This is a genomic window from Lentzea sp. NPDC005914, assembly GCF_040629405.1.
In the GTDB taxonomy this organism is placed as follows: Bacteria; Actinomycetota; Actinomycetes; order Mycobacteriales; family Pseudonocardiaceae; genus Lentzea.
The window spans coordinates 1-24,384 of the sequence record NZ_JBEXVQ010000065.1; the positions used below are offsets into that span (position 1 = coordinate 1).

A 24,384-nucleotide genomic window follows, 5' to 3' on the forward strand; every position below is an offset into this window, starting at 1 on the left:
TTCTTCGGCCGGTTCCCCGCCCGCCACAACACGATCCGCGCCCGCGTCGCGACCGTCGCCGCGACATCCGGGCTGTTCACCAGCGCCCGCAGCTCGGCCTGTTCATCGGCAGTCAGCTCCACCCCGACAGCCAACACCATCACCAGTCACGCGGATGTAAAGCAAACAGAATCACAGAACACTAGGTCAGGTCACAGCACGTACTGAGGGTAGGTGACCGCCGCGACCACACAGACGATCAGCCCGGCCAGGGCGACGAGGGCGTGGACGTAGACGACCCTACGGGTGATCCGCCCATTCACCCGCATATCGGTGTTGCCTTGAATCCAGGCGCTGCCTGCCAAGCCAATCGCGGTGAGCCCGGTTAGGATCACGCCCGCCTTGAACGCACCTGCGTAGTCCTGCACCGATCCAAACTGCTTCACCATGTAGTCGGGGATCATGTAGACAATGGTCGTCAATGTGAAGACCAGCCCTGCCCACCCTGCAAACAAGGCGAATCCACCCGTTTCCAAGGGCGCGTTCCGGCCTGCCGCCCCGCCGCCGCGCGTCGCCGCAGGCGCGTAGCCCGGAACAGGGCGCGGCGGCTGGGGCGCAGGGCTCCCCGCAGCGGACGTAGTGTTCCTCCGTCGGTCGCGCTCAGCCCTCCGGTCGGCTCGCGCGGTGTAGTAGAGCGAGGCAGCGCTGAACGCCAGCCCCAAGACGGTGCTCACCCCGGCGAGGTCCATGAAACAAGAATGACGATCCGGGCGGCGGGGCGCTACTCCGGTGACAAGGCACGTGATGCGGATTATGCGGGCCTCACTCGAATGGCCGCACTCCCCGCCAGACTCAACTGGCGCAAGACCGCATAACCACAAGGTCGGCATAAGATGACTTATGCCGACGTCGGCATAAGTCATCGCCCTCCCAGCGCGTGAACGGGCTGTTGATCACGACGCACATGCCTACCTCGCGCCGGTCGCCGCCCGCACGCGGTGGATGCGGTGGATGAGGTCGCCGTAGGGTCGGTCGTCCAGCTCGGCGCGGTCGGGGCAGGCGTGGCTGCTGGTCAACCGCCAGCTCGCGTCGACTCCGGGCGTTGCTGCGCAGGCGGGGCAATCCACGCGGACCTCGCCCCCGGCAAAGATCGCTCTGCTGATTCCTGGGACGACGATGTGTCGTCTGCCTTTGCAGGTGGCGGGGTTGTAGAGACGGTTAAGAGCTGACCACTGACCGTCACTTGCGCGGAGGCCCAAACGTACGTCGGAGCGCGCCGCTTCGCGATCCTTTTCACGGGAGGGCGCTTGTACCTGCCGCGTGCGGCTGCATGGCTGTGAGGTGGGTGATCCGCGCCCGAAACCGCTGTCGGGCAGCCGAACGCGTTCGATGATCGGGACATCCGAGACTGTCCGGAACGCGCTGTCGAGATCCCGGTCTTCGTCGATTGCGCCGTGGTGTACGGCTATTTCCGTGGTACACGGGTCGATGTGGGTGCTGTGCCGCTCGAAAAGTCATCGCTGCTGGTCAGGCGGCTTGTCTGTACTCGTTGATGAGTCCGCCGAGGATGCGCGTGCGGAGCACGCCGTGGGTGTCGAGGTCGAGTACTGCGGCGGGGTGTCGTTGGTCCGCGGGTGGTAGCTGGTCGCGGGCTTGGTGGGGCCTGTGTCGGTTGTAGTGCCCTTGGTAGGCCTTGAGGACGTGCCGTGCGTGGGCCTCGCCGGTGATCAGGACGTGGTCGAGCAGTTCGCGTCGCAGGGTGCCGATGACCCGTTCACAGTGGGCATTCATCCGGGGCGCTCGCGGCGCACTTTTGATCACCCGCAGTTCCTCGGCTTCGAAGACAGTGTCGAACGTCTTGCCGTATTTGCCGTCGCGGTCGCGTAGCAGGAAGCGCAGGGACTCCATCCGCTTTCCGAGGTCTGCGGCGAGGTTCCTAGCTTGCTGCACCGTCCAGTCCTGGGTCGGATGGGTAGTCACGCCGGTGACGTGCAGGCGTCTGGTTCCGTGTTCGAGGAACACCAATGCGTACAGGCGTGTGCCGAGTGCTGTGTCGAAGTGGACGAAGTCTGTCGCGATGATGCCCTCTGCTTGAGCGGTGAAGAAATTCGCGCCAGGTGGGGCCGGATCGACGTGGTGCCGGGCCGATTCCCGCGGCGTTCAAGATCTCCCAGACCGTCGAGGCGGCGATCCGGTGGCCGAGTCGGGTCAGTTCGCCTTGGATCCGTCGGTGTCCCCACCGCGGGTTCTCTGCTGCAAGTCGAAGCACGAGCGTCTTGATCGCGGCTCGGCTGGGTGGACGTCCTATGCGTCGTCCCGCGGTGCAGTCCCACTTCCAGGCGATGAACCTGCGATGCCAGCCCAACACCGTGCCGGGCCTAACTGGGAAAACCTCGCGCCAGCGCGAACGAGGTATCAGCCTGGACAGCGTGGCGAACCAGAATCGGTCCGCTGGCTCGTAGCGGACCGGGCTGGCCAACTGCCGACGGAGCACGGTGTTCTCGTGCCGTAGCACGAGAAGCTCCGCATCCTTCGCCGTCTCACCACAGAGCAGCACCGACGCGGCGGACAGCACCTTCCACGTCACCTTGTACAGCAGTGACACGATCATCCGAGCATGCTCTCAGCCGGGGAGAGATGCACTGCCACGCTGCGGTGACGACTTTTCGAGCGGCACAGGATGTGAAGCGTTGCGCTTCCTACGGTCACAAGCGGCGAGCAGAGCCACGCCGCCTCCCAGCTCGTAGAGCCGTGGCTCGGAGTGCGCGGTAGTCGATGAGCCTATGCCACAAGCACTTCCGTCGCTCTCGGGGCCGCCCGGCTGCCAAGGTCGCCATCGCGGTAGGACACGCACGCCGTTGCAGCGAGTGATGTGGCTGCCCCAGATGGACCCTGTTACGAGTGGCCACGGCGACGGCTGGTCCGTCGACGGTGATCGTCAATCAGGCCGACCATGCATTTCTCGGGCTTTCTGGGCGTAACGAGGCCCGCTGCTCGTACTCCGTAGTGCCGAACTTCTCCAGACCCGGTGCCGACGGCGAGCGCAGTCGTGCTGCACGCCGAGCACGTGACGCATCCCGTGTTGCGAGGTAACGCGCTGTTGCTGCTACGCTCCCGATCATGACTTCCTGTGTTCAGATGAACACGGGATCTATCCCGGGTTTGGGTGTTGGAATACCACCTGTGACACCGCTTGAGCTGGCCGCTTGGACCTGGAAGATGCCCCGCAGAGGCCGGGGGTTCTGGTTCTCGCTGGCGATCGACGTGTTGTGGCCGATCGTCGTGCTGTTCGTGCGCCTCAACGTGCGCGGTAAGCAGCACGTGCCGGGCAACGGCGGTGTGATCCTCGCGTTCAACCACCTGTCGAACGCAGACACCGTCTCCGCCGTGGTGTTCGCGCTGATGTCGAACCGGGTGCCGCGCGTGCTCGCGAAGGCGTCGTTGTGGCGCACGCCGGTGATCGGCTGGGTCATGCGGTCCGGCGGCCACATCCCGGTGGAACGCGGCACGGTCAAGGCTGCCGAGGCCCTCAGACCCGCTGTGGAGGCGCTCCAGGCGGGGGAGTGCGTGATGGTGTTCCCCGAGGGCACGTTCACCGACGACCCGCACAACTGGCCGATGAAGGGCAAGTCCGGGGTCGCGCGGATGGCGCTGGAAAGCCGGGTGCCGGTCGTCCCGGTCGCCGCGTGGGGCACGCAGGACCTGTTGCCCAAGGGGACGATCCTGCCGAGGTTGTTGCCGCGCAAAAGGGTCGAGGTGGTCGCGGGTGCGCCGGTCGACCTGTCCGACCTGTACGACCGCGAGCTGACCGCTGACGTGCTGGAAGAGGCCACCACGCGGGTCATGCAGGCCATCACGACCATGTTGTCGGGCATACGTTCCGGCCAAACGGGTAGCCAGAAAGCATGACTGCGTTGGAAGAGTTACTTGCCGCCAAGGATGTTTCCCGCCCCGGTGGAACGGGCATGTGGGCGCCGGTCGTCCCGCAGCGCCGCGGTGACGAGGAGTGGGTCGTCCAGGCCGACGAGGACCCCGCGATCGTCCTCGGCGTCGACTGACCCCCGAGCACGCCCCGACAACCACTGTCTAGACACGCTAGACGCGTCTAGTTAGTCTAGACACCATGACGCTCGACGAGGAACTGCTGGCAGCGGCGCGCAAGGCGGGCACCGCGTCGGCCGCTGCTCAAGACCAGGCCGACATCGCCAAAGCCGTCTACCACCACTCCGTGCTGCGCCTGCACCGCGCGGGCGGGTCGATGCGCGAGATCGCGGAAGCGCTGAAGATCAGCCACCAGCGCGTGCACCAGATCGTCGAACAGTCCAAGCGGACCGAGCAGTGCTGGTTCTGCGGACGGGTGGCCGACGACGTCGGCAAGATGATGGCCGGCCCGGTCGCGCTGATCTGCGACATCTGCGTGGCCGAGGCTCAGGTCGCCGAGGTCGGCACGTGCTCGTTCTGCAGCGAGACGAAGCCGGTGCACCAGGGTGCGGTCGTCGACAAGGACGCCCTGATCTGCCGCTCCTGCCTGGACTTCAGCGCCGCGGTGATCAGCGCGGCAGTTTGACCACGGTCACGAAGAAGTCGTCGATCTGCCGGACGACCTCGATGAACCGGTCGAAGTCGACCGGCTTCGTGACGTAGGCGTTGGCGTGCAGGCTGTAGCTGCGCAGGATGTCCTCCTCGGCGTCCGAGGTCGTCAGGACCACCACCGGGATGTGCCGCAGATCCGCGTCCGCCTTGACCTCCGCCAGCACCTCGCGCCCGTCCTTGCGGGGCAGGTTGAGGTCGAGCAGGATCAGCCCCGGCCGCGGCGCGTCGGCGAACTCGCCCTCGCGCCGCAGGAAAGCGAGCGCTTCCACGCCGTCCTTCACCACGTGCAGCGAGTTGCGGATCTTGTGGTGCTCGAACGCCTCCTGCGTCATCAGCGCGTCGCCCGGGTCGTCCTCGACCAGCAGGACGTCGATCACGGTCATGGGTGCGTCATTCATCGCGATACCTCAACCAGGTCTTCTTCTGCCGATTCCGATGCCAGGTCTTCCTCGGCGACGGGCAGGGTGAACTCGAACGTCGTGCCGGCGTCCACATCGGTCTTCAGCCAGATGGTCCCGCCGTGGTACTCGACGATCTTCCGGCACATCGCGAGCCCGATGCCCGTGCCCGGATAGGCGTCCTTCGGGTGCAGACGCTGGAAGATCACGAAGATCCGGTCGGCGTACTCCGGTTCGATCCCGATGCCGTTGTCGTGCACGGAGAACTTCCACATGTCCCCGTCGCGTTCGGCCTCGATGTTGACGATCGGGTCCGTCGAGCCCCGGAACTTCAACGCATTGCTTATCAGGTTCTGGAACATCGCGCTGAGCAGAGTCGCCTCACCACGCACGGAAGGCAGGTTCTCGGCGACGATGTGCGCGTTGGTCTCCTCGATGCGTTCGGAGAAGCTGTCCACGAGGTGGCGCACGATCTCGCCGAGGTCGACCATCGTGCGTTCCCGGGTGATGCGGCCGACCCGGGAGAACGCCAGCAGGTCGTTGATCAGCCCCTGCATCCGCTTCGCGCCGTCCACAGCGAACTCGATGTACTGGTCCGCACGATCGTCGAGCTTCCCGCCGTAGCGACGTTGCAGCAGCTGACAGAACGACGCCACCTTGCGCAGCGGTTCCTGAAGGTCGTGCGACGCGACGTAGGCGAACTGCTCCAGTTCGGAGTTGGACCGCTGCAGCTCGGCGGAAGCGGCGTCCAGCGTGGCCAGCTCCTGCACGATGCGCCGCCGCATGGCGTTGACGTCCTCGCCGAGCATCACCGTCTCACGCGGGCCGTGCACGTCGATCTCGTGCTCGAAGTCACCGGACGCGACCTGCCGGACCTGTTCGGCGAGCTCCGCGAGCGGCCCGATCAGCAAGCGGTACAACAGCAGTGACAGCCCGCCGATCACCGCGACCAGCAGCACGCCCATGCCGATCACCAGCCACAGCACCACGCCCGCGGTGTGGTTCAGCTCGTCGCGTGCGGTGACACCGAGCCCGCCGATGTCGGCCTGAAGCGCGTTGACCTCGACGCGGACCTGCTCGAACAATCTCCTGCCGCGGTCGGTGTCGCCCGCGGGTTCCAGACCGGGACCGGCAGCGCGCACGCGACTGATGGTGGGATCCGCGTACTCGGTGCGCCACTGCTGGGCCAGCGACGCGATGCGGTCCACCCGGCCGTCGAGTCCGCCGACGAGTCCCCGCACGTCGTCCGCGGCCTGCTTGGCCGCGGTCTGCCCGTCGAGGTAGGGCATCAGGAACGACTGCTCGCCGGTGAGAACGAAGCCGCGCAGGCCGGTCTCCTGGTCGAGCAACGAGCGGTTGAGGTCCTTGGCCCGGCGTTCCGTGGGCGCGATCTGGTCGATGGACTGTTCGCGGGCGTCGGCGAGCGAGTCGAGCGCGATCACCGTCGACGAGATCACGATGGCCGTCATCGCGAGCAGAACCGCGACGATGCCGATCAGCAGCCGACTGGCCGGCAGCTTGTCCTGCAGTGTCACTTGGGGTCCTTCAGCAGCAGCACGGCCATGTCGTCGTCGAGTTCCCCTCCGTTGAGCTCCTTCACCTCCGCGATCAGGGGATCCAGCCACTCGGGACTCCGCCGCAGCAGTTCGCGCAGGATCTCGCACAAGCGCTCGACGCCGAGCCGATCTGTGTCATCAGGTACCCGGCCCTCGATCAGTCCATCCGTGTAGCAGGCGAGCTGCCAGCCCGGCGGCAGCGGTACGTCCACACCGGTCCACGCGTAGTCCGGAAGCACGCCCAGCGGCACGCCCACCTTGGACTGCGGGAGATCCATGATCTGCTGGCCCACCACCAGCAGCGGTTCGGGGTGCCCGGCCAGGAAGTAGCGCGCGGACCGCCTGTCCGGTGCGACGGTGACGACGCAGGCCGTGGTGAAGATGCCCTCGCCGTGCCGTTCCGCGACGAGCACCTGGTCCAGCGTCCGCAGCACCTTCTCCGGCGGCTCGCCCGCGAGGACCAGGGCACGCCAGGCGATCCGCAGGCAGACGCCGAGCGCCGCCTCGTCCGGGCCGTGGCCGCAGACGTCGCCGATGATCGCGTGCACCGAGCCGTCCGGCAGGCCCACCGCGTCGTAGAAGTCGCCGCCCAGCAGCATTCGCTGACCACCGGGCTGGTAGCGGACCTCCAGGTCGAGGTCGGAGCCCTTGAGCAGCGGGGGAGGCAGCAGGCCGCGTTCGAGGCGGGATCGTTCCGCCGCGAGCAGTTTCGCCTCGCGCAGCTGGAACTGGGCGTCGTCGGCGCGGCGGCGTTCGACCGCGTACCGGACTCCGCGCAGCAGCAGCTCGCCGTCGACCTGGCCCTTGATGAGGTAGTCCTCCGCACCGGCCGAGACCGCGTCGATGCCCTCTCGTTCGTCGTCGAGACCGGTGAGCACGAGGACGGCGGGCGCGGCCTGTTTGCGCAGGAGCCGGTGAAGGCTGTCGAGCCCCTGCGAGTCCGGCAGGCCGAGGTCGAGCAGCACGCACTCCGCGTCGGCGAGCATGCGCTCGGCCTCCGCGAGCGTCCGGGCGCGCGACAGGATGAACGGCGCCCTCGCCTCTTCGAGCAGCGCCTCGACGAGCAGGGCGTCGCCATCATCGTCCTCGACCAGGAGGACGCGCACGGTCTTGGTTCGCATCAGGTCGGACTTTAACGTTATTCAGGTGCGGGACTCGCATCCCACCTACGAGGATTGCGGGCGTGTTGATCCGTCTCGCCCAACCAGCCGAACTCCCGTACCTCCAGGAGATCGAAAACGCCTCCGGGGAAGTGTTCCGCGAGGTCGGCATGCCCGAGATCGCCGACGACGACCCGATGTCGCTGGAAGACCTGGCAGAGCACGAAGTGTGGGTCGCCGTGGGGGAGCAGGGGGTGGCCGTCGCGTTCATCGCCGTCGGTGAAGTGGACGACGGGATCCACGTCCACCAGGTCAGCGTGCACCCCTCACACGCGCGCCAGGGCATCGGTGCGGCGTTGATCGAGCACGTGACGCGGCCCGGACGCGCTGTGACGCTCACGACGTTCCGGGACGTGCCGTGGAACCAGCCGTACTACGAGCGCCTCGGATTCCGCGTCGTGTCCGGAACTTCACCCGGCCTGGCCGCGATCATGAGCGAGGAGGCCTCACGGGGCCTCGATCCCGCGACTCGGGTCGCGATGGTCCTTCTCCCAGCGCAAGAACGATCCTGACGCGATCGACAGGCTGCTGAGCAGCCACACCAGCACGCCCGCGTCGTCGGTCACGCCGATCACCGGCAGGAACTCCGGCAGGATGTCGATCGGCGACACGAGGTAGACCAGCGACACCACCCACAGCACCACCTGGCTGCGCGGCAGCTCCGGGTACTTGCCGCCGCGCCAGGCCTTCCACAGCCTCGGCAACGCCTTCGCGCGCTGGATGGGGTTGCCGACCGGGCCGGGGCCGTTCTGGGCGCGCTTGCGACGGTTGCGCAGCACGCCCAGGACGGTGAACACGAGGCCGAGCGGGATCATCACCCAGCCGACGACGGCGGGGCTGAGCCCGCCGAGGCTGGCGGTGCGGAACAGCAGGATCAGCAGACCCGCCAGGGAGATGAACGATCCGAAGACGACCATCTGGCTGGCTCCTAGTGGTGTGGCCCGTTGCCGGGCGAGTTCGATGCACCCTGCCGAGCGTTGACTACCCCGCCACGTTCCTGATCACGCCACTAGCTCGGCTCCTGGAAGAGCATCGTCGGGATCGCCTTGTGGGGCTGCTTGAGCTCCTGCGGCTCCGGCTCCCTCAGGTCGATCACGGGTTCGGGTTCCTCGACGGGAACCTCCTTGACCGCCGGTTTGCGCGCGGCTTTCACCGGCACTGGCGTGGACTGGTCCAAAGCGGCGCGCGCGTTGGCGATCCACACCTTCTGCATGGTCTCGTCCTTGCTCCCGGCCGCGGTCGCGGTGAGTCCGGAGAGGACACCGCGAATACGGGGAACGAGAGCTGGATGACGCCGGATCGCCTGCCACACAGCGTGATCACCCGGTAGCCGGGCGGACACGAGCCGCGTGACCTGAGCACGCAGCTCCTCTGTGGACAGATCGAGCCAGCGCTCGACCGCTGACGGGCCTATCGCCACGTGCAAGCCTCCCCAAAACGACAACTGCCCCTACAGGATCTCACGGATCCCGCAGGGGCAGCTCTCTGGTGTCGGGAAGGCGTCAGGAAGCGACGACTTCGAGCAGGATCTTGCCGTTCTCGTCCTGGATCCGGAACGTCGCGATCTCGTGCCAGCGCATCGCCACGTTCGCCTGGAGCCTGATGGTCTTCCTGTCTCCGGCCACCGGTTCCGGCGCGTACCAGGACGTGACCTGGGCGACGCGGCCCGCGCGCCCGACCGCGACGAGCGATCCCCTGCTGGGGCCGGTCATGCCGCTGACCTCGATGTCCATCGAGGTACCCCACGCCTCGTCCGAGGCGGTGATCTTCGTGAAGACACCGCTGTTCGGGTCTTGCTGCTGCACCTTCATCGAGGAGTCGGTGGAGTTGTTCGCCACCGGCGTCTGCGACGTCGTCGTGTTGCTGGTGATGGGTGCAGCCTGGTTCGAGCCGTCATCGCTGCCGCGCACGACCAGCGTCGTGACGACGGCCGTCACCGCCACGATGCCGGCGGCGGCGGCCGCGACACCCTGGGCGACGAACCAACGCCTGCGCTTTCTGCGTGCTGCGACCGCGTCGAGCATGACCCGCACCGACTTGCCGTCCGGGCGTTCCGGAGCTGTTCCGCGCAGCATTCCGCCCGCGTCGGCCTCGTCGATGAGGTCCGGCACCACCGCGAAGTCGCGCAGGTCAAGAGCGCACCGCCGACATTCGGTCAGGTGGTTCTCGAACGCCTCCACCTCATCGGCATCGAGGATGCCGAGCACGTAGGCGGCGACGTCGAGGTGATCTGGTGCCGTTGTCACCGCGTCTCTCCCCGATCGTGCAACGCACGCCGCAACGCACGCAGCGCGTAGTACACCCGCGACTTGACCGTTCCCGGTGGCACACCCAGTGCCGCCGCGGCCTCACCGACGGTGCGATCCCGCAGGTATGTCTCGAGAATAGCCTCCCTGTGTTCCTCTGAGAGACCGTTCATCGCCTCGGCGACGACGATCGCCGCGAGGGTGCGATCCTCCTCGCCGCCCGAAGGCGACTCGTCCGAAGGGGTCAGTTCGAACTCCTGCGGACGGACGCTTCTCTTACGCCTGTCGTCAATGACCAACCGCCTTGCCACCGTGAACAACCACGAGCGCAAGAGCACCGGGTCACGTTCGAGTTTTTCGGCGTTGCGCCATGCCCTGACCAGGGTTTCCTGCACGATGTCCTCTGCCCATTGACGATCATGGCCAGTCAACCTCATGCAGTGTCCCAGCAGGGCACTGCCGAATTCCTCGTACAGCCGTCGGATCAACTCTTCCTCGAGGGATCCCGGTCTTGGTGATTGTTCGTCTAACTCACGTTGACGTCTATGCCGCGCCACGGGGGACATCCTTGCCTCATGAAGCGTCCCAAGTCGAGAGGCAAATATTCCTCACGAAGTCCGTGAACCGTTGCCGGATCGTGTCCGTACTCCTCGGTACCCCCGCTGAGAAAGGACCTGCCGATGCGACGTGGTCAAGCCATCACCGCCCTGGCGGCACTGGCTGTGAGTCTCACGGCGTGCGGCAGCACCCAGGCCCCTCCCGGAGGGGCCGCGACCGGCGGTTTGCAGGCCAAAAACGCTGATCTGAGCGGTTCGATGATGCTCTTCATCGCGAACACCGAGCAGATGGGGTGGTACGTCACCGACGGCGAAGGACTCCCGCTCTACCGCTTCGACAAGGACACCCCGAAGCCGTCGAAGTCGAACTGCGAAGGCGAGTGCGCGAAGGCCTGGAAGCCGGTCCCCGCGGACAAGCCGGCCATGGCGACCGGGGTCGACCCGATCTCCATGGGCACCGTGACCAGGGCTGATGGCACCAAACAGCTCACCATCGCGGGTTATCCCCAGTACACCTTCGCCGAGGACAAGGCGGCCGGTGACATGAAGGGGCAGGGAAAGGGCGGGACCTGGTGGGTCACCGCCCCGAACGGCGCCAAGATCACCGGCGGAAAAGCGCAGAACAACACCCAGAACAAGAGCAGCAGCACGCCGAGCACGTCCCCCACTCCCGGCACCGGACAGGCACCGCCGCCTGCGCCGCCGCCGGCCGCGCCCGGCTACTGAGCCCACTGCTCGCAGTTTCCGACCCCCCTACCGACTTCCACTGAACAACGAGGACATCAAGACGATGACCAGAGCCCTCGCCACCGTCTTGGCGATGTTGTTCCTCTTCGCCGGTTCGCCCCTGGTCGCGCAAGCGCAGCCCGCGGACACCGGCGGAGTGCAGGACACCCCGACCGGACCTTTGACCGCCAACGACCGCGACCTGCTGAACAAGGTGCGTCAGGCCGGCCTGTGGGAAATGCCCATGGGCGAGCTCACGGCCACCAAGGCGTCGAACGCGCGGGTCAAGCAGATCGGCAAGATGATCATGCTTGACCACATGATGCTGGACAACCTGACGAAGAAGACGGCTGCCCAGTTCAACCTGACCACGCCCGACGTGCCGAACCCCTCGCAGCAGTCGTGGATGGACGAGCTGAACGGTCTCGAAGGAGACGCGTTCGACCAGGCGTTCGTCGCGAGGCTGCGGGCCGCGCACGGCCAGGTCTTCAACTTCATCGCGAAGGTGCGCACGCAGACCCGCAACGACACCATCCGCGGGTTCGCGCAGGCCGGCATCGACGTGGTGATGAAGCACATGACGTTGCTGGAGAGCACTGGTCTGGCGGGCGATCCCGCCTTCGCCGACCCGCAGCCCGCCGGCGGCATCATCAACGCGACCCTGGCCTCCGGTGAGGGGCCGAACATGTGGGTGATCCTGACGGTCACCGCGGCGGGAGCCGTCCTCACAGTGCTCCTGCTCCGAGTACTCCGCCCGCGACGACCGGTGCGGTGATTTCAGCAAGACCCCGTTGTGCGACGGGAAACGGAGGTGGTGTCCCAAGGTCAGAGGCACTCCAACGCGGACCTGTTCCCACCCGCCCGGCCCTGAAGTGTCCACTCCTGCACCAAGGACCGGGCGGGTTCCCGCGAGAAGTTCTTTCCGGAGGAAGAGTTGTTGTCGAGCCAGATTCCGCTCCTGGTGGCCCAGGCGACCGAGTTCGACTCGGGTGTCAAGAAGATGGCCCAGATGTCCGCCAGGCTGGCTTACGTCCTGATGTGCGCCACCTTGTCCTGGGGTGTGCTGATCGCGACCGGATGGGCGGAGAAGCTCACCGGCCGTGAAGGTCTGAAGAACGGGCACATGGTGCTCGCGTCGCTGGCGATCGCGTTCGGCACGCTGCACGCCTTCGCGTTCTCCTTGCTGCAAGGAGCCCCGCTCAGCGTCATCAAGCTGATCCTGCCGTTCGTCGACGGCGGCCTGTTCCGGCACGCGCTCGGCATCCTCGGTCTCGAGGTCATGCTCGCGATCGCCGTGCTCGCCTCCATGCGACACAAGGTCTTCTACCGCAAGTGGTTGCGGTTCCACCAAACCGCCTACATCGCGGTGACCATCACCGTGGTCCACTCCTGGTTCGGCGCCATCGCGAACGGCAACCTGTCCGTTCTCTGGCTCGCCGGCCTCACGATTCTCGTCCCGACCGCGACCCTGTCGCTGGCCCGGTTCCTCCCGGCCGAGGCGCTCACCCGCATCGGCATGCTCGACTCCGAGCGCGGCAAGGAGCCCGGTGTCGGCGAGGGCGACGCGATGGACGTGAGCGTCAACAACGAGAAATGCCACCGCTACGGCACGTGCCAGGCGGAGGCGCCGGATGTTTTCCAGCTGATCGAGGACAACCGCCTGACCTACAACCGACGGCCGCCTGAGGAGCACTTCGCCCAGGCCAGATCGGCAGCCCGCGCGTGCCCGATGCGCGCGATCGAGATCAGGGAGCGAGTGAAGTGAGCGAACGGATCGTGGTCGTCGGCGGCGGGCTCGGAGGAGTCCGTTCCGCGGAACGGCTGCGGGAGATGGGTTTCGACGGGCAGATCACGATTCTGTCGGCCGAGCGGCACCTCCCGTATCACCGCCCGTGCCTGTCGAAGCAGATCATCACCGGTGAATGGCACCCGGACGACTCGTTGCTGTCGTTCGCGGGTGACCTCGACGCCGAGTGGCGGCTGAACTCCCCGGCCCTGCACCTGGACCCCAAGACGCAGTCCGTCTGGGTGCCCGGCGGCGAGGAGATCAAGTACGACGGCATGATCATCGCCACCGGCGTCGACGCGCGTGCGATGGGCGGGGCTCCGCGCCACGACCCGCGGGTGCACGTGCTGCGGACGCTGGACGACGCGGTCGCGATCCGCAGGAACATCCGGCAGTCACAGGGTCTCGTCGCCGTCATCGGCGGCGGGTTCATCGGCTGCGAGCTCGCCTGTTCGATTCGTCACATGGGCCGCGACGTGGCCCTGATCGTGCGCTCGCCCGCGTTGCTGGGCGGCATCGTCGGTGACGACATCGGCAAGAAGATCACCGAGGCGCACGTCCACCACGGTGTGCGGCTGGCCACCGGTGTCGGCATCAAGCACTGGGTGCGTCAGCCCGGCGGCATCGGCATTCATCTGTCCGACGGCCAGGTGTTCTTCGCCTCGTGCGTCGTGCTGGCGGTCGGCGCCTCGCCGGCGGTCGACTGGCTGCGCGGCTCCGGCCTGAACATCGAGGACGGTGTGCTGTGCGACGAGACGAACCACGTCGTCGGCGCCGAGAACATCGTGGCCTGCGGTGACGTCGCTCGCTGGCCCAACCTGCGCTTCAACGGCGTCGTGCGCCGGGTCGAGCACTGGCTCAACGCCGTCGAGGGCGGCCGTGCCGCCGCCGAGAACCTGTTGGTGGGCCGCAACCACGCCAAGTCGTACACGCCGGTCCCGCGGTTCTGGACCGAGCAGTACGGCATGCGCGTGCAGGGCGCCGGCCTGCCCGTACTGGGCACCGACACCACGGACGTCAACGGACTGACCGGCTTCATCGCCAACGGCAAGCTCGTCGGCATCGTGGGCCTGGAACAGCCCGGCCGGATCATCACCGAGACGCCGGAGCTCTTCCGCCAGAACACGGTCGAGGAGAACCAGACGGTGTGGACCCAGCCGGCCGAGGAGACCAAGGTCGCCCAGACGCCGGAAGTCCTGCCCACCACCCAGATCCAAGTTCCAGAACCAGTCGCCGCCCGCGCATCATCGGTTCCCCCGTCAGTCTCGTCGTCGATGTCCCCGCCTTTGCAGCGGCGGAGGCATTCACGCTCGAGGCCGGAGATGGTGCGAGTGGGCGGAGGACGCGCGAGGCCTTAACCCGGTCAGGAGGTGTTGGCTTGCCGGCACAGGGCAAGCGGGGACGGCGAACTCCGACGTCGCTGCGGTGGCCAGGTGGCGGACCGATGACGCCACGCGGCGATGCGCTCGTTCCCGCGCCGGCAAGCTGATCTCCTTCTCGTGCGTCACCAGCGGTGTGCGGCTCGGCGGGCTCCCGGGCCGCACACCGACCTATTCGCCGTTCCTCTCACTCGATCCGGTGGCGGGATTGCCAAGATCATCTTCAGTCGGTAATTTCACGCCCTGCTGTGATCGCATCCGTCGTTCTGCCGGTGCGTGAGCCTATTTCCGAGAGGAACTGCTTCGATGAGCTATGTTTTCGCCGGCGGTGACAACGGGGAAGACGACGACTGACGTCGCGTTGACCTGTAGATCTGCTGCGGCGAGGAGTTCGCGAGATCTCCTCGCCGTTTCAGTTCCAGCTTCATCCCCGCCTCGTGGCCGGCTTCGAGATCGAACGCCTCGAAGACGTGGTGGGTCCGGCCGTCGGCGTCGCTCTCGGGGGTCAGCGAGAAGCCTTCGTCTCCGTGATCGAAGCCGAGCGGCTCGCAGAACGCCTCGCGACGGGTGGGAAGGATCACTTCGTACCGCGCGTGCGGTATCGGTTGGCTGAACCTCAGGACGAAGGTGTCCGGCTGTCCCGAGCCCATCAGCGGAGCGCATCGCTGCGGCCACCGCACTCTCATCGCCAGGCTGATCTCGCTGCCGGCCCTGGGCGGCGCGTCGAAGTGGGCGGTGAGGTACATCTTGCCGTCCGCGACCCAGGACCTGGTGGTGCGCAAGCGGATACCCGGTGCTCCGTCGACCTTGATGCTGCGGATCTGCGTCTGGACGCGACCGCGGTACCGCGCGGGTTGTGCCCAGTTGCAGCTGAACCTGAAGCGGAAGAACAGCATGTCCGGCCGCAGGACGCGCATTCTGATCCTGATCACGTCATCGGTGGTGCCGCGGTCGTCGGTCACCACGCACACCTCGTGCCAGCTCGTCATCTGGTAGAAGAGGTCTTTCTCCTGGCGGATGTGCCTGCAGTACCGGTCGACCAGTCGCTGCTGTTCCTCGAGCTCGCGGCGCAACGAACTGCGATCGGCGAGCAGGACGAGACCGAGCGCGGTGATCGCGCACACGGCCACCACCAGAGCGACCACCTTGACGAGCAGACTTCCGAACACGGCACCCGGAAGCGCCGCGACGGACACGATGCCCAGGACCGCTTTGGCGATGGCCGGTGGGCCTTCGCTGGAGAGGTACTCGTCCAGCCAGGAAGAGAGCTCGCGCAGCATTTTCACCCCCGCCGATGTCAGCACAACCCTGTGTAGATCCCCTTTTGACAGAGTGTGCCGCGCCGGGTCGGGTGTCGACGTCGTCACTCGAACGCCCGCGCCCGGTCACTCGGCCATCAGAAATGCACGCACTCCGGGTAGCCGAGATCGTTCCCACCGCGGTGGGCGGTGCTCGTTCAGCTCAGTGTCACGGGGCGGTGATGACCTGTCCCGCCCACGAGAGGCCACCGCCGAAAGCGAACAGCAGCACCGGTTCGCCCGAAGGGAGCTCGCCGCGTTCGGCCATTTTGGACAGTGCGAGCGGCACGGAGGCCGCGGAGGTGTTGCCGGACTCCACCACGTCTCGCGCGATGATGACGTCGTCGCGCAGGTCGAGGCGACGGGTCATGGCCTCGATGATGCGCAGGTTGGCCTGGTGCGTGACGATGCCCGCGAGGTCCCTGGTGGTGATGCCCGCTCGCTCGCACGCCTGTGCCGCGATGGCGGGAAGTTCGCTGGTGGCCCAGCGGAAGACGGCCTGGCCCTCCTGGGAGAAGCGCGGCTGCCACTCGTCGACCAGACGCACGGCGTTGTTGCGGCTCGGGTCGGAACCCCACGTGACCGGGCCGATCCGGGCGTTGTCGTCGGCGCTGATCACGGCGGCACCCGCTCCGTCGCCCAGCAGGATGCAGGACGAGCGGTCGGTCCAGTCGGTGAGGTCGGACATCTTCTCGGCGCCGATCACCAGCGCGTGGCGGGCGGCTCCGGCGCGCAGGGTGTGGTCGGCGGTGGCGAGGGCCGTGCAGAAGCCGGCGCAGGCGTTGTTCAGGTCGAAGCAGACCGCGTTCGGGATGGTCAGCCGGCCGGCGACCTGGGCGGCGATCGACGGGCAGCGGTCGACCGCGGAGCAGGTCGCGACGATGACCTGGCCGATGTCGCCGGGTGCCAGGCCGGATGCGGCGAGCGCCTTGGCGGCTGCTCCGGCCGCCATGTCCGCGACCGACTCGTCGTCCGCGATGCGGCGGGTGGAGATGCCCGTGCGCTGCAGGATCCACTCGTCGTTGGTGTCGACCATCTTCTCCAGGTCGGCGTTGGTCAGCACGCGCTGCGGCTGGTGGTGGCCGAGCGCGACGACGCGGGATCCGGACAAGGTGAGCTCCTTCGGCGAGACGACTCGGCGAATATAGCAACCGATCGGTCGGTAGCTAAAGTGTCGTACGCTACGCCCGTGAGCCCGCGCAGATCTGTTGCCGACACCCTCGAGACGCGGCAGCGCATCCTCGAGCGAAGCCTGGCCATCGCCTCGGCGGAAGGGCTGGAGGGGCTGACGATCGGGAGGCTCGCCGACGAGCTGGGCATGAGCAAAGCCGGTCTGCTGGGCCATTTCGGCACCAAGGAAGGCCTGCAGCTCGCGGTGGTCGACGAGGCGGCGGCGGTCTTCTCGCGCGAGGTGCCGGAGCGCGTCAAGCAGGCGCCGTCCGGGCTGCCGCACCTGCGCGCGGTCTGCGAGGCGTGGGTCTCCTACCTCGAACGCGAGGTGCTGCCCGGCGGCTGCTTCTTCACCGCGGCCACGACCGAGTTCGACGGGCGCAGCGGCCGGGTGCGGGACGCGCTGGCCGGCATGAACGCGTTGTGGCGCAGGGATCTGCGGATCCACATCCGGCGCGCGATGAGCTTCGGCGAGCTGCCGGGGGACACCGACGTCGACCAGCTGATCTACGAGCTGGTCGGGATCATGCTGGCGCTCAACCACTTCCTGCAGCTGGAGCACGACAGCGCGGCGCCCGCCCGTGCTCGGCGGGCGCTGGAACGGCTGCTCAGCCCGAGATGAATCCGTTGACGACCGCGGCGACTTCCGCGGGTTGCTCGAACACCATGCCGTGCGTCGCGTCGATCTCGTGCACGCGGACGTTCGGGCAGATCTTCGGCAGGTCGCGTCGCAGGCCCGCTCGGTGGGCGTCCATCAGCGGGATCAGGTCCGGCGGCACGGGCAGGTTCTTTGTTGCCAGCACGAGCAGGAACGGCACGGTCACCTCGGCGAAGATCGGCAGGGCGTCTGCGAACTCCGGTGAGTTTCGGAGCGTCGACGTGATCTCGCGGTTCGGCCTGGTGATCATCTCCTCCTGTGCGGTGAAGATGGCGTTCAGCTTGGCGAGATCCGCCTCGACCTGCTCGGGCGCCAAGCCCGCGTAGTTCGCCGGATCCGTTGCGGCGGAACGGTGTCCGTCGAGGCTAACGGCCGCAGGGCAGCCGGGGTGGCGGCGCGCCCACATCCCGGCCAGGATGCCGCCGAGCGAGTGGCCGACGACCACGGGGTTGTCGAGTCCGAACTGGACGGTCGTGGCTTCGAGATCGTCGAGGACCGCGTCCCAGTCCCACGGCCCGTCGGGCGATTTGCCGTGACCGCGCAGGTCGACGGCCACGCATCGCCCGTTCAGTTGTGGCGCAACGACATTCCAGGCGGACATGTCGCCGCCGGCGCCGTGCAGCAGCAGGATCGGCGGGCCGTCGCCGCCGTGGTCATGAGCTGCGAGGATCAAAGTTCTCTCCGGTGGTCGAGGCGGGCGCGGATCGAGGCGACGGAGACGCCGCCGCCGGGGTGGCGCGAGAGTTTGTGGCGGCTCACCAGGTCGTGGACTCCCTGGCGGGTGATGCCGAGCATCGCGCCGGCCACCCCGAACGACACGCCCTCCTTGCTCGGATGGCCTGCCCGGCGCGCGGTGACGCGGCCCAGCGGCGTCGACCACCACGTATCGGGCGGGTCGAACGGCGCGTCGCCGGGGTAGAGCACGGTCATCAGGCGGATCGCGACCTGGCGAGCCAGTCCGGGGTCGTCGCCGAGCAGCTGGGCCGCCCACATCTCGGCGTCGGCGGCAACGGAGGACCGCAGGCCGACGAGGTCGGCCTGCGGCAACAGGATCTCCAGCGGGTCGAGCAGCCGGCTCGTCACGAGCCGGATCAGGTCGTCGCGCAGGTCCACGTGTTCCGAGGTGGTCGCCACTTGACAGACGATAGCAAGTACTTGACGGGAGTCGTCAAGTAGTTCTGATCGTCAAGTGGTCAGGCCGCCCACATCTGGGCGGGCGCGATGTAGCCCCACGTGTAGAGCTGGTTCGCGCCGTCGTAGCTGCCGTCCGTGCCCGCGCCGTAGGTGTCGTGGACGTAGAACGAGCCGTTGTCGTGGTAGCCGATCACCACGGACAGGTGGCCGGAGGTGGAGCCCCACGTGCCGCTCATGATCACGAACTTGCCCTGGTCGATGAATGCGCGGACCTGGGCCGGGGTGAAGTTGCCCTGCTGGACGGCGGCGCCGTTGCGGGCCAGGAAGTCGCGCTCCGACTCCCAGGAGGCGCAGGGACGAGCCGGGTTGCCCTGGCAGTAGTAGCCGGTGATCCAGCCGTGGGCGCCCTTCCAGCTGCCGGTGCGCGACCAGTCGTTCATGGCGCGGTTGAAGGTGGTGCCGCGGTTGGAGAACTCGTCGGTGATGTAGCGGCCCCACTTCGACCAGTGCGAGGACGGCTGCGAGACCTGGACGCCGAACTCGTTCGGCAGTTGGTAGGTCACCAGGTCGATCACGGCGCTGGTCGGGCCGCAGGAGGAGTTGCCGTTGAAGTCGTTGCGCGTGTCCCACAGCTGGTGGATGTATTCGGCGCGGTTCAGGCGGCCCATCGTGGTGACCTGGCCGCCGTCCAGCGCGGCGGCTTTCTGATCCGCGGCCTTCACGTAGCCCTTCTGCGGGCTGCCGATGACCGCGGCAGAACCGTCGATGCCGGTCAGGGCGTAGTTGAACGACAGACCGGAGACGACGCGGGAAGCCTTGTGCGTGGCCAGGTCCTGGACGTAGACGCCGTTGAAGCCCTCGAACTGGTCATGGCCGAGCGTCTTGTCGGACACACACCCCATGACCTCGTACGCGACGCGCGCGCCGTCGGTGCTCCACACGGCGCTGCGGTAGTGGTGGCGCGTCCCGCCGATCAGCGACTTGACCTCGCCGCTCTCCGACGCCAGGCCCAGGTACTGCGGCTCGGTGCCACCGCAGCGGTAGATCTCGTTGTGCTTGATGAAGCTGACGTGCCGCTCGCCCTTGACGTCGACGAGCTTGAAGTCGCGGTACAGCGCCGTGGAGTCGCTGCTGATCAACGGCTTCGCGGCCCCGGACTTCAGGTCGAACCGGACCAGCGAGCCGACGTACGTGCTCTCGTCGGCGGCGTCCGGGTGTTGCACGGCCAGCAGGCCGCTGCCGTCGGAGGTGAAGCCGAGCAACTGGGGTGCGCGCCCCTTCAACCGGCCCACGGTCACGCCGTCCACGACGACGTTCTCGCCGTCCGCATAGGCGAGGGTGGAGCCGTTGTACACAGCCGACGTAATGCTGCCACGTGCGACGAACCGCGACTTGCCATAGCGGTCGACTGCATACAGGATGCTGCCGCTCGTGCCGTTGAAGTCGGAGATCACGGCAGACTGCATACCGTCGGCAGAAGACGTCGACTGAATTGTGTATGCAGGATCGCTGACGGCGAAGGTGGCTCTCTTGACGCCGCCGACGAGCACGTCGTAGTCGGTGTTCGATCCCGGGGAGCCGGATCGGACGGCCCGCGACACCGACGGGCTCTCGGAGTAGGGCTCGACAGCCTGTGCGGGGGACACGGCGGCGGCCAAAGTGCCGAGTGCCACCACCAGGGCCAGTGAGGTTTTCGTCATGGCTCAAACGTCATGCCGCGTGGCATGTGTCCGGTATGCGTCCGGTAGATACGATCAGGAGTTGTGGAGTTCCGGGTGCTCGGGCCGGTGGAGTGTTACGCCGACGACGGCGTGCGCCTGAGCCTTGGCCCGCCCAAGCAACGAGCCGTGCTCGCGCTGCTGCTCGCCCAGCCCGGCCGGGTGCTGTCGGTCGACCGGCTGATCAGCGTGCTGTGGGACGACGCGCCGCCCAAGACCGCGTTGAAGAACCTGCAAGTCTACGTCTACCAGCTGCGCAAGATCGTCGGCTCGCGGCTGCTGTCGCGCCCGCCCGGCTACCTGATGTCGATCGACCCGGCCGAGCTCGACCTGACCCGGTTCACCGAGCTGCTCGACGTCGCCCGCAGGGAACGCACCCCGCAGCGCTACCGGGAGGCGCTCGCGTTGTGGCGCGGGCCGGCGCTGGCCGATCTCGCCGCGTCCGGACTGTTGCGCGGGGTCATCGCCCAGCTGGAGGAGCTGCGGCTGGCCGCGCGGGTCGAGTGCGCCGAGGCCGAGCTGGACCTCGGGCGGCACGTGGAGATCGTCGCGGACCTCAACGAGTGGGTCCGCGAGCACCCGTTGAACGAACGCCTGCGCGAGCAGCAGATGGGCGCCCTGCACCGCGCCGGCCGTCCGGCCGAGGCGCTCGCCGCGTACCAGGAGTGCCGCCGGGTGCTGCTGGACGAGCTGGGCGTCGAGCCGGGAGAGTCGCTCAGAAGGCTCCAGGCCGAGATCCTGCGCGCGAAACCCGTTGGCGCGTCGGCGATCCGGCAGCTGCCGCCGGACGTGGTCACCTTCGCCGGCCGGACGCGCGAGCTGAACCTGATCAAGGCTCAGACGCGGCAGGACCGGGTCGCGGTGTGCGTGATCACCGGGCAGGCGGGCATCGGCAAGTCGGCGCTCGCGGTCAGGGCCGCCCACGAGATCGCCTCGCGGTTCCCCGACGGCCAGCTCTACGCGGACCTCTCCGACGGCGCCTCGGACCGCGTCCTGAGCCAGTTCCTGCGCGCGCTCGGCGAACGTCCCGGCGACGAGGAAGCCCTGCGCTACCGCTCTCTCACCGCGTCACGGCGGCTGCTCGTGGTGCTGGACAACGTTGCCACCGCCGCACAGGTCAAACGCCTGCTGCCCACGGGACCGGGCTCGGCCGTGCTCATCACGTCACGCCGTCCGCTGACGTCGTTGCACGGCGCCTCGTACGTGAAGCTCGGCGCCCTGCCTCTGGAGGAGGCGTTCCAGCTGCTGTCCGGTGTCGCCGGAAAGGTCGACGACGCAACGGAACTCGTGCGCTGGTGCGGCGGGCTTCCGCTCGCGCTGCGCATCGCCGGTGCCCGCCTCGCCGCTCGTCCACAGTGGACGGCGCCGTTGCTGGCCGCGCGGCTGGCCGACGAGACACGCCGCCTCGACGAGCTCAGGCTCGGTGACGTCGCCGTGCGCTCGGCGTTCGAGGTCAGCTACGCCGAACTCGGGTCTTCCGCCGTGGCACGGGTTTTCCGCCTGCTCGGGTTGCTGGACGGCCCGGACTTCGCGGTGGCGGCCGCGCGGGCACTGACGGACGTGCCGGACGTCGAGGAGCTGCTCGCCGAACTCGCGGACGCGCACCTCGTCGAGGAACCGGTACCCGGCCGGTTCGCCCTGCACGACCTGCTGCGGTTGTTCGCGCGGGAACGGTGCCGAGGTTCGGAGTCGCCGGATGAGCGTTCACTGGCGCTCGAACGCCTGCACAAGCACTACCTGGAAGTCCTGGCGGACAACCCGACGGACCTCTGGCTCGCCGAGGAGCGCGACAACCTGATCGCCGCCGCGCACCAGGCTTCACCGGCCGACGCGGTCGCGTTCGCGGCGGGCCTCTCGTGGTACTTCCGCCGCCGTTCCGAGGTGGCGGACTGGGCCGCGCTGAACACGCTGGCCCTGGAGGCGGCTCGCACGCTGGGCGATGTTCGCGCGGAAGCGTTGGCGTTGAAGGAACTCGGCGCCGCGTACGAGCGCGGGTTCAAGTTCGCCGAGGCCAGGCAACACTGGGAGGCGGCCCTCGTCCTGGCCCGTTCGCTGGGCGACCGGCAGCTGGAAGCCGTGACGCTCAACAACCTCGGCATCGTGCACTGGCGCCGCCGCGACCTGCCCGCCGCGGTCACCTCGCTGGAAGCGTCGCTGGCGTTGCGCGAGGAGCTCTCGGACTCTCAGGGTGCGGCCTACGTGCGCACGAACCTGGGGCTGGTGCACGCGGCGCTAGGTGATCTTCCTGCCGCTTTGGGTTGCTACGAGGAGACTTTGACGACGTTCCGCGCGTGCGGCGACCGTTCCGGCGAGCTGCACGCGCTGGCGAACATGGCCGACGCGCACCGCCAGATGGGTTCGCTGGACCGTGCTCTGGAACTGTCCGAGGAGGCGTTGCACCTCGCGCGTTCGGTGGGGGACAGGCAGATCGAGGCAGGCGTGTTGCTCGATCGCGGCATCGTGCACGAACTCGCGGGCCGCGCCGAGGAGGCCCGGGAGTCGTACCGCGAGGCCGTCGAACTGTCGCGGCGCATCGGCTTCCGGTGGGGTGAGTCGGAGGCGGCGCGCAAGCTCGCAGGTCTGGCCGAAAGACGGTAGCCGCGCCTCGGCGGGCTGGTGAGGATCAGCGGGATGACGAGAATCCTGCTCTCGCTGGTCGTACTCTTGGTCATGCCGATGTCCCCCGCGGACGCCGCACCGGCCGGCTGCCCGCCCGTCATCGCCGGTACCGGAGCGTCCCTGCACCCCGAGGGCGTCACCTACGACCCGGTCCGGCACCGCTTCCTCGTCGGTTCCGTCACCCACGGCACCGTGTCCCGCATCGGTCCCAACGGCCAGGCGCGCACACTCGTCGACGACCCGTGGCTGATCACCACGATGGGCATCACCGTCGACGCCCGCCGCGGCCGCCTGCTGGTCACCAACGCCGACCTGGGTCTCGCCGACCGCAGCAAGCCCGAGACCACCAGGGCGTTCGCCGGACTCGGCATCTACGACCTGCGCACCGGTGAGGCGATCCACCGCGTCACCCTCGCCACCGGCCCCGGCCACTTCGCCAACGACGTCGCGCTCGCCCCGGACGGCACCGCGTTCGTCACCGACTCCATCTCGGGCGCGATCTACCGCGTCACCCCGAGCGGGGCGGCCACGACGCTCGTCCAGCATCCCGACCTCGCGCAGCCGCAGACCGGCGGCTGGGGCCTCAACGGCATCGCGTACCTGGGCAACAAGCTCGTCGCGGCACTGTCCGGCGCCCACAAGCTGGCCGTGATCCCGCTGGACAAGCCACAGAACGTCACCACCATCACCGCCGCGATCGGCGCACCGGACGGCCTGCTCGCGTTGGGGCGCAACCGAATCCTGCTCGTCGACAACACCGCGGCGAACCGGGTCGTCGAAGTGCGCACCACGGACCGCTGGCGGACCGTCGAGATCGTCCGCGAGACCAAGTGGCCGGACAAGGCGCCCACCACGCTCACTCAGACCCCGTGCGGCGCATACGCGGTCGCGGGCAGGCTCGACGTGCTGCTCGGCGGCGGGCGCAGCGACGAATTCGTGCTGAGGAAGGTCTGACCCTAAAGGTTGTCCCGTAATGATCAAGAGTGTTGGCGGGGACGGGTGACAGCGGCATCGCCTGCGGCCAATGGCCGTTCAGGCGGTCATGGTCAGGTTGCGCATCTGGGCGATGCCTCGGGTGGCGTGCCAGACGCCGTCGCGTTTGCGGCGGCAGTTGCGCAGGATGTTCCAGGACTTCATGTGCGCCAGGGCGTGCTCGACCCGTGCGCGGACGCTCTTGTGGACGGTGTTGAGGTCCTCTTTCCATTGCGGCAGCGGCGGTTGCCCTTCGCGGGGTTTGCGGTAGGGCATGATCACCTCGGGATTGCCCTGGTAGCCGCCGTCGGCCATCACCTTCGCGCCCCGGCACTGCTCGTCGACGCCCGAGTCGGTGTAGGCCCGGCAGTCGTTGCGGTTGCCGGGTGTGGGGTCGCCGATCGCGACGACCAGGCGGGTGTTGGCGTCGATGAC

26 protein-coding genes are annotated in these 24,384 nt (G+C 67.8%); 11 read left to right on the forward strand and 15 right to left on the reverse strand.

The genetic code is table 11. The features are described 5' to 3' along the window. Positions 1-191: 191 nt before the first annotated feature. Positions 192-443: a hypothetical protein gene (locus tag ABZ345_RS46035; protein ID WP_359861874.1), complete on the reverse strand. Its 252-nt coding sequence runs from the start codon at positions 441-443 to the stop codon at positions 192-194. Positions 444-1,506: 1,063 nt separating this feature from the next. Beyond that, positions 1,507-1,959 (reverse strand): integrase core domain-containing protein, encoded by a 453-nt coding sequence (locus ABZ345_RS46040; RefSeq protein WP_359861876.1) that lies wholly within the window; start codon positions 1,957-1,959, stop codon positions 1,507-1,509. A 1,203-nt stretch (positions 1,960-3,162) separates the two neighbouring features. On the opposite strand from ABZ345_RS46040, the gene ABZ345_RS46045 reads away from it, so the two are divergent. The 3 genes from ABZ345_RS46045 to ABZ345_RS46055 all read left to right on the forward strand — a co-directional run bounded on the left by ABZ345_RS46045 (position 3,163) and on the right by ABZ345_RS46055 (position 4,546). Then, complete coding sequence (locus tag ABZ345_RS46045) at positions 3,163-3,888, forward strand: lysophospholipid acyltransferase family protein (RefSeq protein ID WP_359861878.1); 726 nt, start codon at positions 3,163-3,165, stop codon at positions 3,886-3,888. After that, on the forward strand, positions 3,885-4,037 hold the full coding sequence (locus ABZ345_RS46050; RefSeq protein ID WP_359861880.1) for a hypothetical protein: 153 nt from the start codon (positions 3,885-3,887) through the stop codon (positions 4,035-4,037). The genes ABZ345_RS46045 and ABZ345_RS46050 overlap by 4 nt, the downstream gene beginning before the upstream one ends. Before the next feature lie 65 nt (positions 4,038-4,102). After that, positions 4,103-4,546 carry a ClpX C4-type zinc finger protein gene (locus tag ABZ345_RS46055; RefSeq protein WP_359861882.1) on the forward strand — a complete coding sequence of 148 codons (444 nt, stop codon included), beginning with the start codon at positions 4,103-4,105 and terminating at the stop codon, positions 4,544-4,546. On the opposite strand, the gene ABZ345_RS46060 is transcribed toward ABZ345_RS46055, so the two are convergent. Genes ABZ345_RS46060 through ABZ345_RS46070 form a run of 3 tightly spaced genes read right to left on the reverse strand, consistent with a single transcriptional unit; the run spans position 4,530 to position 7,647 of the window. Beyond that, positions 4,530-4,970 carry a response regulator gene (locus ABZ345_RS46060; RefSeq protein ID WP_359861884.1) on the reverse strand — a complete coding sequence of 147 codons (441 nt, stop codon included), beginning with the start codon at positions 4,968-4,970 and terminating at the stop codon, positions 4,530-4,532. The two genes, ABZ345_RS46055 and ABZ345_RS46060, sit on opposite strands and share 17 nt — an antisense overlap. After that, positions 4,967-6,505 (reverse strand): ATP-binding protein, encoded by a 1,539-nt coding sequence (locus ABZ345_RS46065; RefSeq protein WP_359861886.1) that lies wholly within the window; start codon positions 6,503-6,505, stop codon positions 4,967-4,969. The genes ABZ345_RS46060 and ABZ345_RS46065 overlap by 4 nt, the downstream gene beginning before the upstream one ends. Beyond that, on the reverse strand, positions 6,502-7,647 hold the full coding sequence (locus ABZ345_RS46070) for a SpoIIE family protein phosphatase (RefSeq protein ID WP_359861888.1): 1,146 nt from the start codon (positions 7,645-7,647) through the stop codon (positions 6,502-6,504). The genes ABZ345_RS46065 and ABZ345_RS46070 overlap by 4 nt, the downstream gene beginning before the upstream one ends. A gap of 65 nt (positions 7,648-7,712) precedes the next feature. Between ABZ345_RS46070 and ABZ345_RS46075 the strand changes: the two genes are divergently transcribed. Next, positions 7,713-8,198, forward strand: coding sequence for a GNAT family N-acetyltransferase (locus ABZ345_RS46075; RefSeq protein WP_359861917.1), 486 nt, complete (start codon positions 7,713-7,715; stop codon positions 8,196-8,198). On the opposite strand, the gene ABZ345_RS46080 is transcribed toward ABZ345_RS46075, so the two are convergent. From ABZ345_RS46080 to ABZ345_RS46095, 4 genes are all read right to left on the reverse strand, one after another. Beyond that, a complete protein-coding gene (locus ABZ345_RS46080) occupies positions 8,133-8,603 on the reverse strand; it encodes a DUF1232 domain-containing protein (protein WP_359861890.1) in 471 nt (156 codons plus the stop codon). The two genes, ABZ345_RS46075 and ABZ345_RS46080, sit on opposite strands and share 66 nt — an antisense overlap. 92 nt (positions 8,604-8,695) lie before the next feature. Further along, a complete protein-coding gene (locus tag ABZ345_RS46085) occupies positions 8,696-9,106 on the reverse strand; it encodes a hypothetical protein (protein ID WP_359861892.1) in 411 nt (136 codons plus the stop codon). Positions 9,107-9,188: 82 nt separating this feature from the next. Beyond that, the gene (locus ABZ345_RS46090; protein ID WP_359861893.1) at positions 9,189-9,932 is read right to left on the reverse strand and encodes a zf-HC2 domain-containing protein; all 744 of its coding nucleotides are present in this window, start codon (positions 9,930-9,932) and stop codon (positions 9,189-9,191) included. Further along, the gene (locus tag ABZ345_RS46095) at positions 9,929-10,498 is read right to left on the reverse strand and encodes a sigma-70 family RNA polymerase sigma factor (RefSeq protein WP_030468711.1); all 570 of its coding nucleotides are present in this window, start codon (positions 10,496-10,498) and stop codon (positions 9,929-9,931) included. The genes ABZ345_RS46090 and ABZ345_RS46095 overlap by 4 nt, the downstream gene beginning before the upstream one ends. 114 nt (positions 10,499-10,612) lie before the next feature. Here ABZ345_RS46095 and ABZ345_RS46100 point away from each other — a divergent pair, with 114 nt between their 5' ends. The 4 genes from ABZ345_RS46100 (at position 10,613) to ABZ345_RS46115 (ending at position 14,359) form a co-directional block, all read left to right on the forward strand. Then, positions 10,613-11,215: a hypothetical protein gene (locus ABZ345_RS46100; protein WP_359861895.1), complete on the forward strand. Its 603-nt coding sequence runs from the start codon at positions 10,613-10,615 to the stop codon at positions 11,213-11,215. A 64-nt stretch (positions 11,216-11,279) separates the two neighbouring features. Next, a complete protein-coding gene (locus ABZ345_RS46105; protein WP_359861897.1) occupies positions 11,280-11,990 on the forward strand; it encodes a DUF4142 domain-containing protein in 711 nt (236 codons plus the stop codon). 162 nt (positions 11,991-12,152) lie between these two features. Next, positions 12,153-12,980 carry a ferredoxin gene (locus ABZ345_RS46110; protein WP_359861899.1) on the forward strand — a complete coding sequence of 276 codons (828 nt, stop codon included), beginning with the start codon at positions 12,153-12,155 and terminating at the stop codon, positions 12,978-12,980. Beyond that, the gene (locus tag ABZ345_RS46115; protein WP_359861901.1) at positions 12,977-14,359 is read left to right on the forward strand and encodes an FAD-dependent oxidoreductase; all 1,383 of its coding nucleotides are present in this window, start codon (positions 12,977-12,979) and stop codon (positions 14,357-14,359) included. The genes ABZ345_RS46110 and ABZ345_RS46115 overlap by 4 nt, the downstream gene beginning before the upstream one ends. Before the next feature lie 332 nt (positions 14,360-14,691). On the opposite strand, the gene ABZ345_RS46120 is transcribed toward ABZ345_RS46115, so the two are convergent. Both ABZ345_RS46120 and ABZ345_RS46125 read right to left on the reverse strand, forming a co-directional pair. Then, positions 14,692-15,660 (reverse strand): hypothetical protein, encoded by a 969-nt coding sequence (locus tag ABZ345_RS46120; protein WP_359861902.1) that lies wholly within the window; start codon positions 15,658-15,660, stop codon positions 14,692-14,694. Between the two features lie 187 nt (positions 15,661-15,847). Next, positions 15,848-16,789: a beta-ketoacyl-ACP synthase III gene (locus tag ABZ345_RS46125; protein WP_359861904.1), complete on the reverse strand. Its 942-nt coding sequence runs from the start codon at positions 16,787-16,789 to the stop codon at positions 15,848-15,850. A 78-nt stretch (positions 16,790-16,867) separates the two neighbouring features. Here ABZ345_RS46125 and ABZ345_RS46130 point away from each other — a divergent pair, with 78 nt between their 5' ends. Then, positions 16,868-17,470, forward strand: a complete 603-nt coding sequence (locus ABZ345_RS46130) for a TetR/AcrR family transcriptional regulator (protein WP_359861906.1) — start codon at positions 16,868-16,870, stop codon at positions 17,468-17,470. Here ABZ345_RS46130 and ABZ345_RS46135 read toward each other — a convergent pair. The 3 genes from ABZ345_RS46135 to ABZ345_RS46145 are packed head-to-tail and all read right to left on the reverse strand — an operon-like array spanning position 17,457 to position 20,340. After that, positions 17,457-18,179: an alpha/beta hydrolase gene (locus ABZ345_RS46135; protein ID WP_359861908.1), complete on the reverse strand. Its 723-nt coding sequence runs from the start codon at positions 18,177-18,179 to the stop codon at positions 17,457-17,459. The two genes, ABZ345_RS46130 and ABZ345_RS46135, sit on opposite strands and share 14 nt — an antisense overlap. Then, positions 18,176-18,640, reverse strand: coding sequence for a hypothetical protein (locus ABZ345_RS46140; RefSeq protein ID WP_359861910.1), 465 nt, complete (start codon positions 18,638-18,640; stop codon positions 18,176-18,178). The genes ABZ345_RS46135 and ABZ345_RS46140 overlap by 4 nt, the downstream gene beginning before the upstream one ends. A 59-nt stretch (positions 18,641-18,699) precedes the next feature. Continuing rightward, positions 18,700-20,340 carry a C39 family peptidase gene (locus ABZ345_RS46145; protein ID WP_359861912.1) on the reverse strand — a complete coding sequence of 547 codons (1,641 nt, stop codon included), beginning with the start codon at positions 20,338-20,340 and terminating at the stop codon, positions 18,700-18,702. 63 nt (positions 20,341-20,403) lie between these two features. Between ABZ345_RS46145 and ABZ345_RS46150 the strand changes: the two genes are divergently transcribed. Next, a complete protein-coding gene (locus ABZ345_RS46150; RefSeq protein WP_359861913.1) occupies positions 20,404-22,956 on the forward strand; it encodes a BTAD domain-containing putative transcriptional regulator in 2,553 nt (850 codons plus the stop codon). Between the two features lie 33 nt (positions 22,957-22,989). Next, complete coding sequence (locus tag ABZ345_RS46155) at positions 22,990-23,931, forward strand: hypothetical protein (protein WP_359861915.1); 942 nt, start codon at positions 22,990-22,992, stop codon at positions 23,929-23,931. Positions 23,932-24,009: 78 nt separating this feature from the next. Here the strand turns inward: ABZ345_RS46155 and ABZ345_RS46160 are convergent, their stop codons facing one another. Beyond that, positions 24,010-24,381 carry a transposase gene (locus ABZ345_RS46160; RefSeq protein WP_359861919.1) on the reverse strand — a complete coding sequence of 124 codons (372 nt, stop codon included), beginning with the start codon at positions 24,379-24,381 and terminating at the stop codon, positions 24,010-24,012. Positions 24,382-24,384 lie beyond the last annotated feature (3 nt).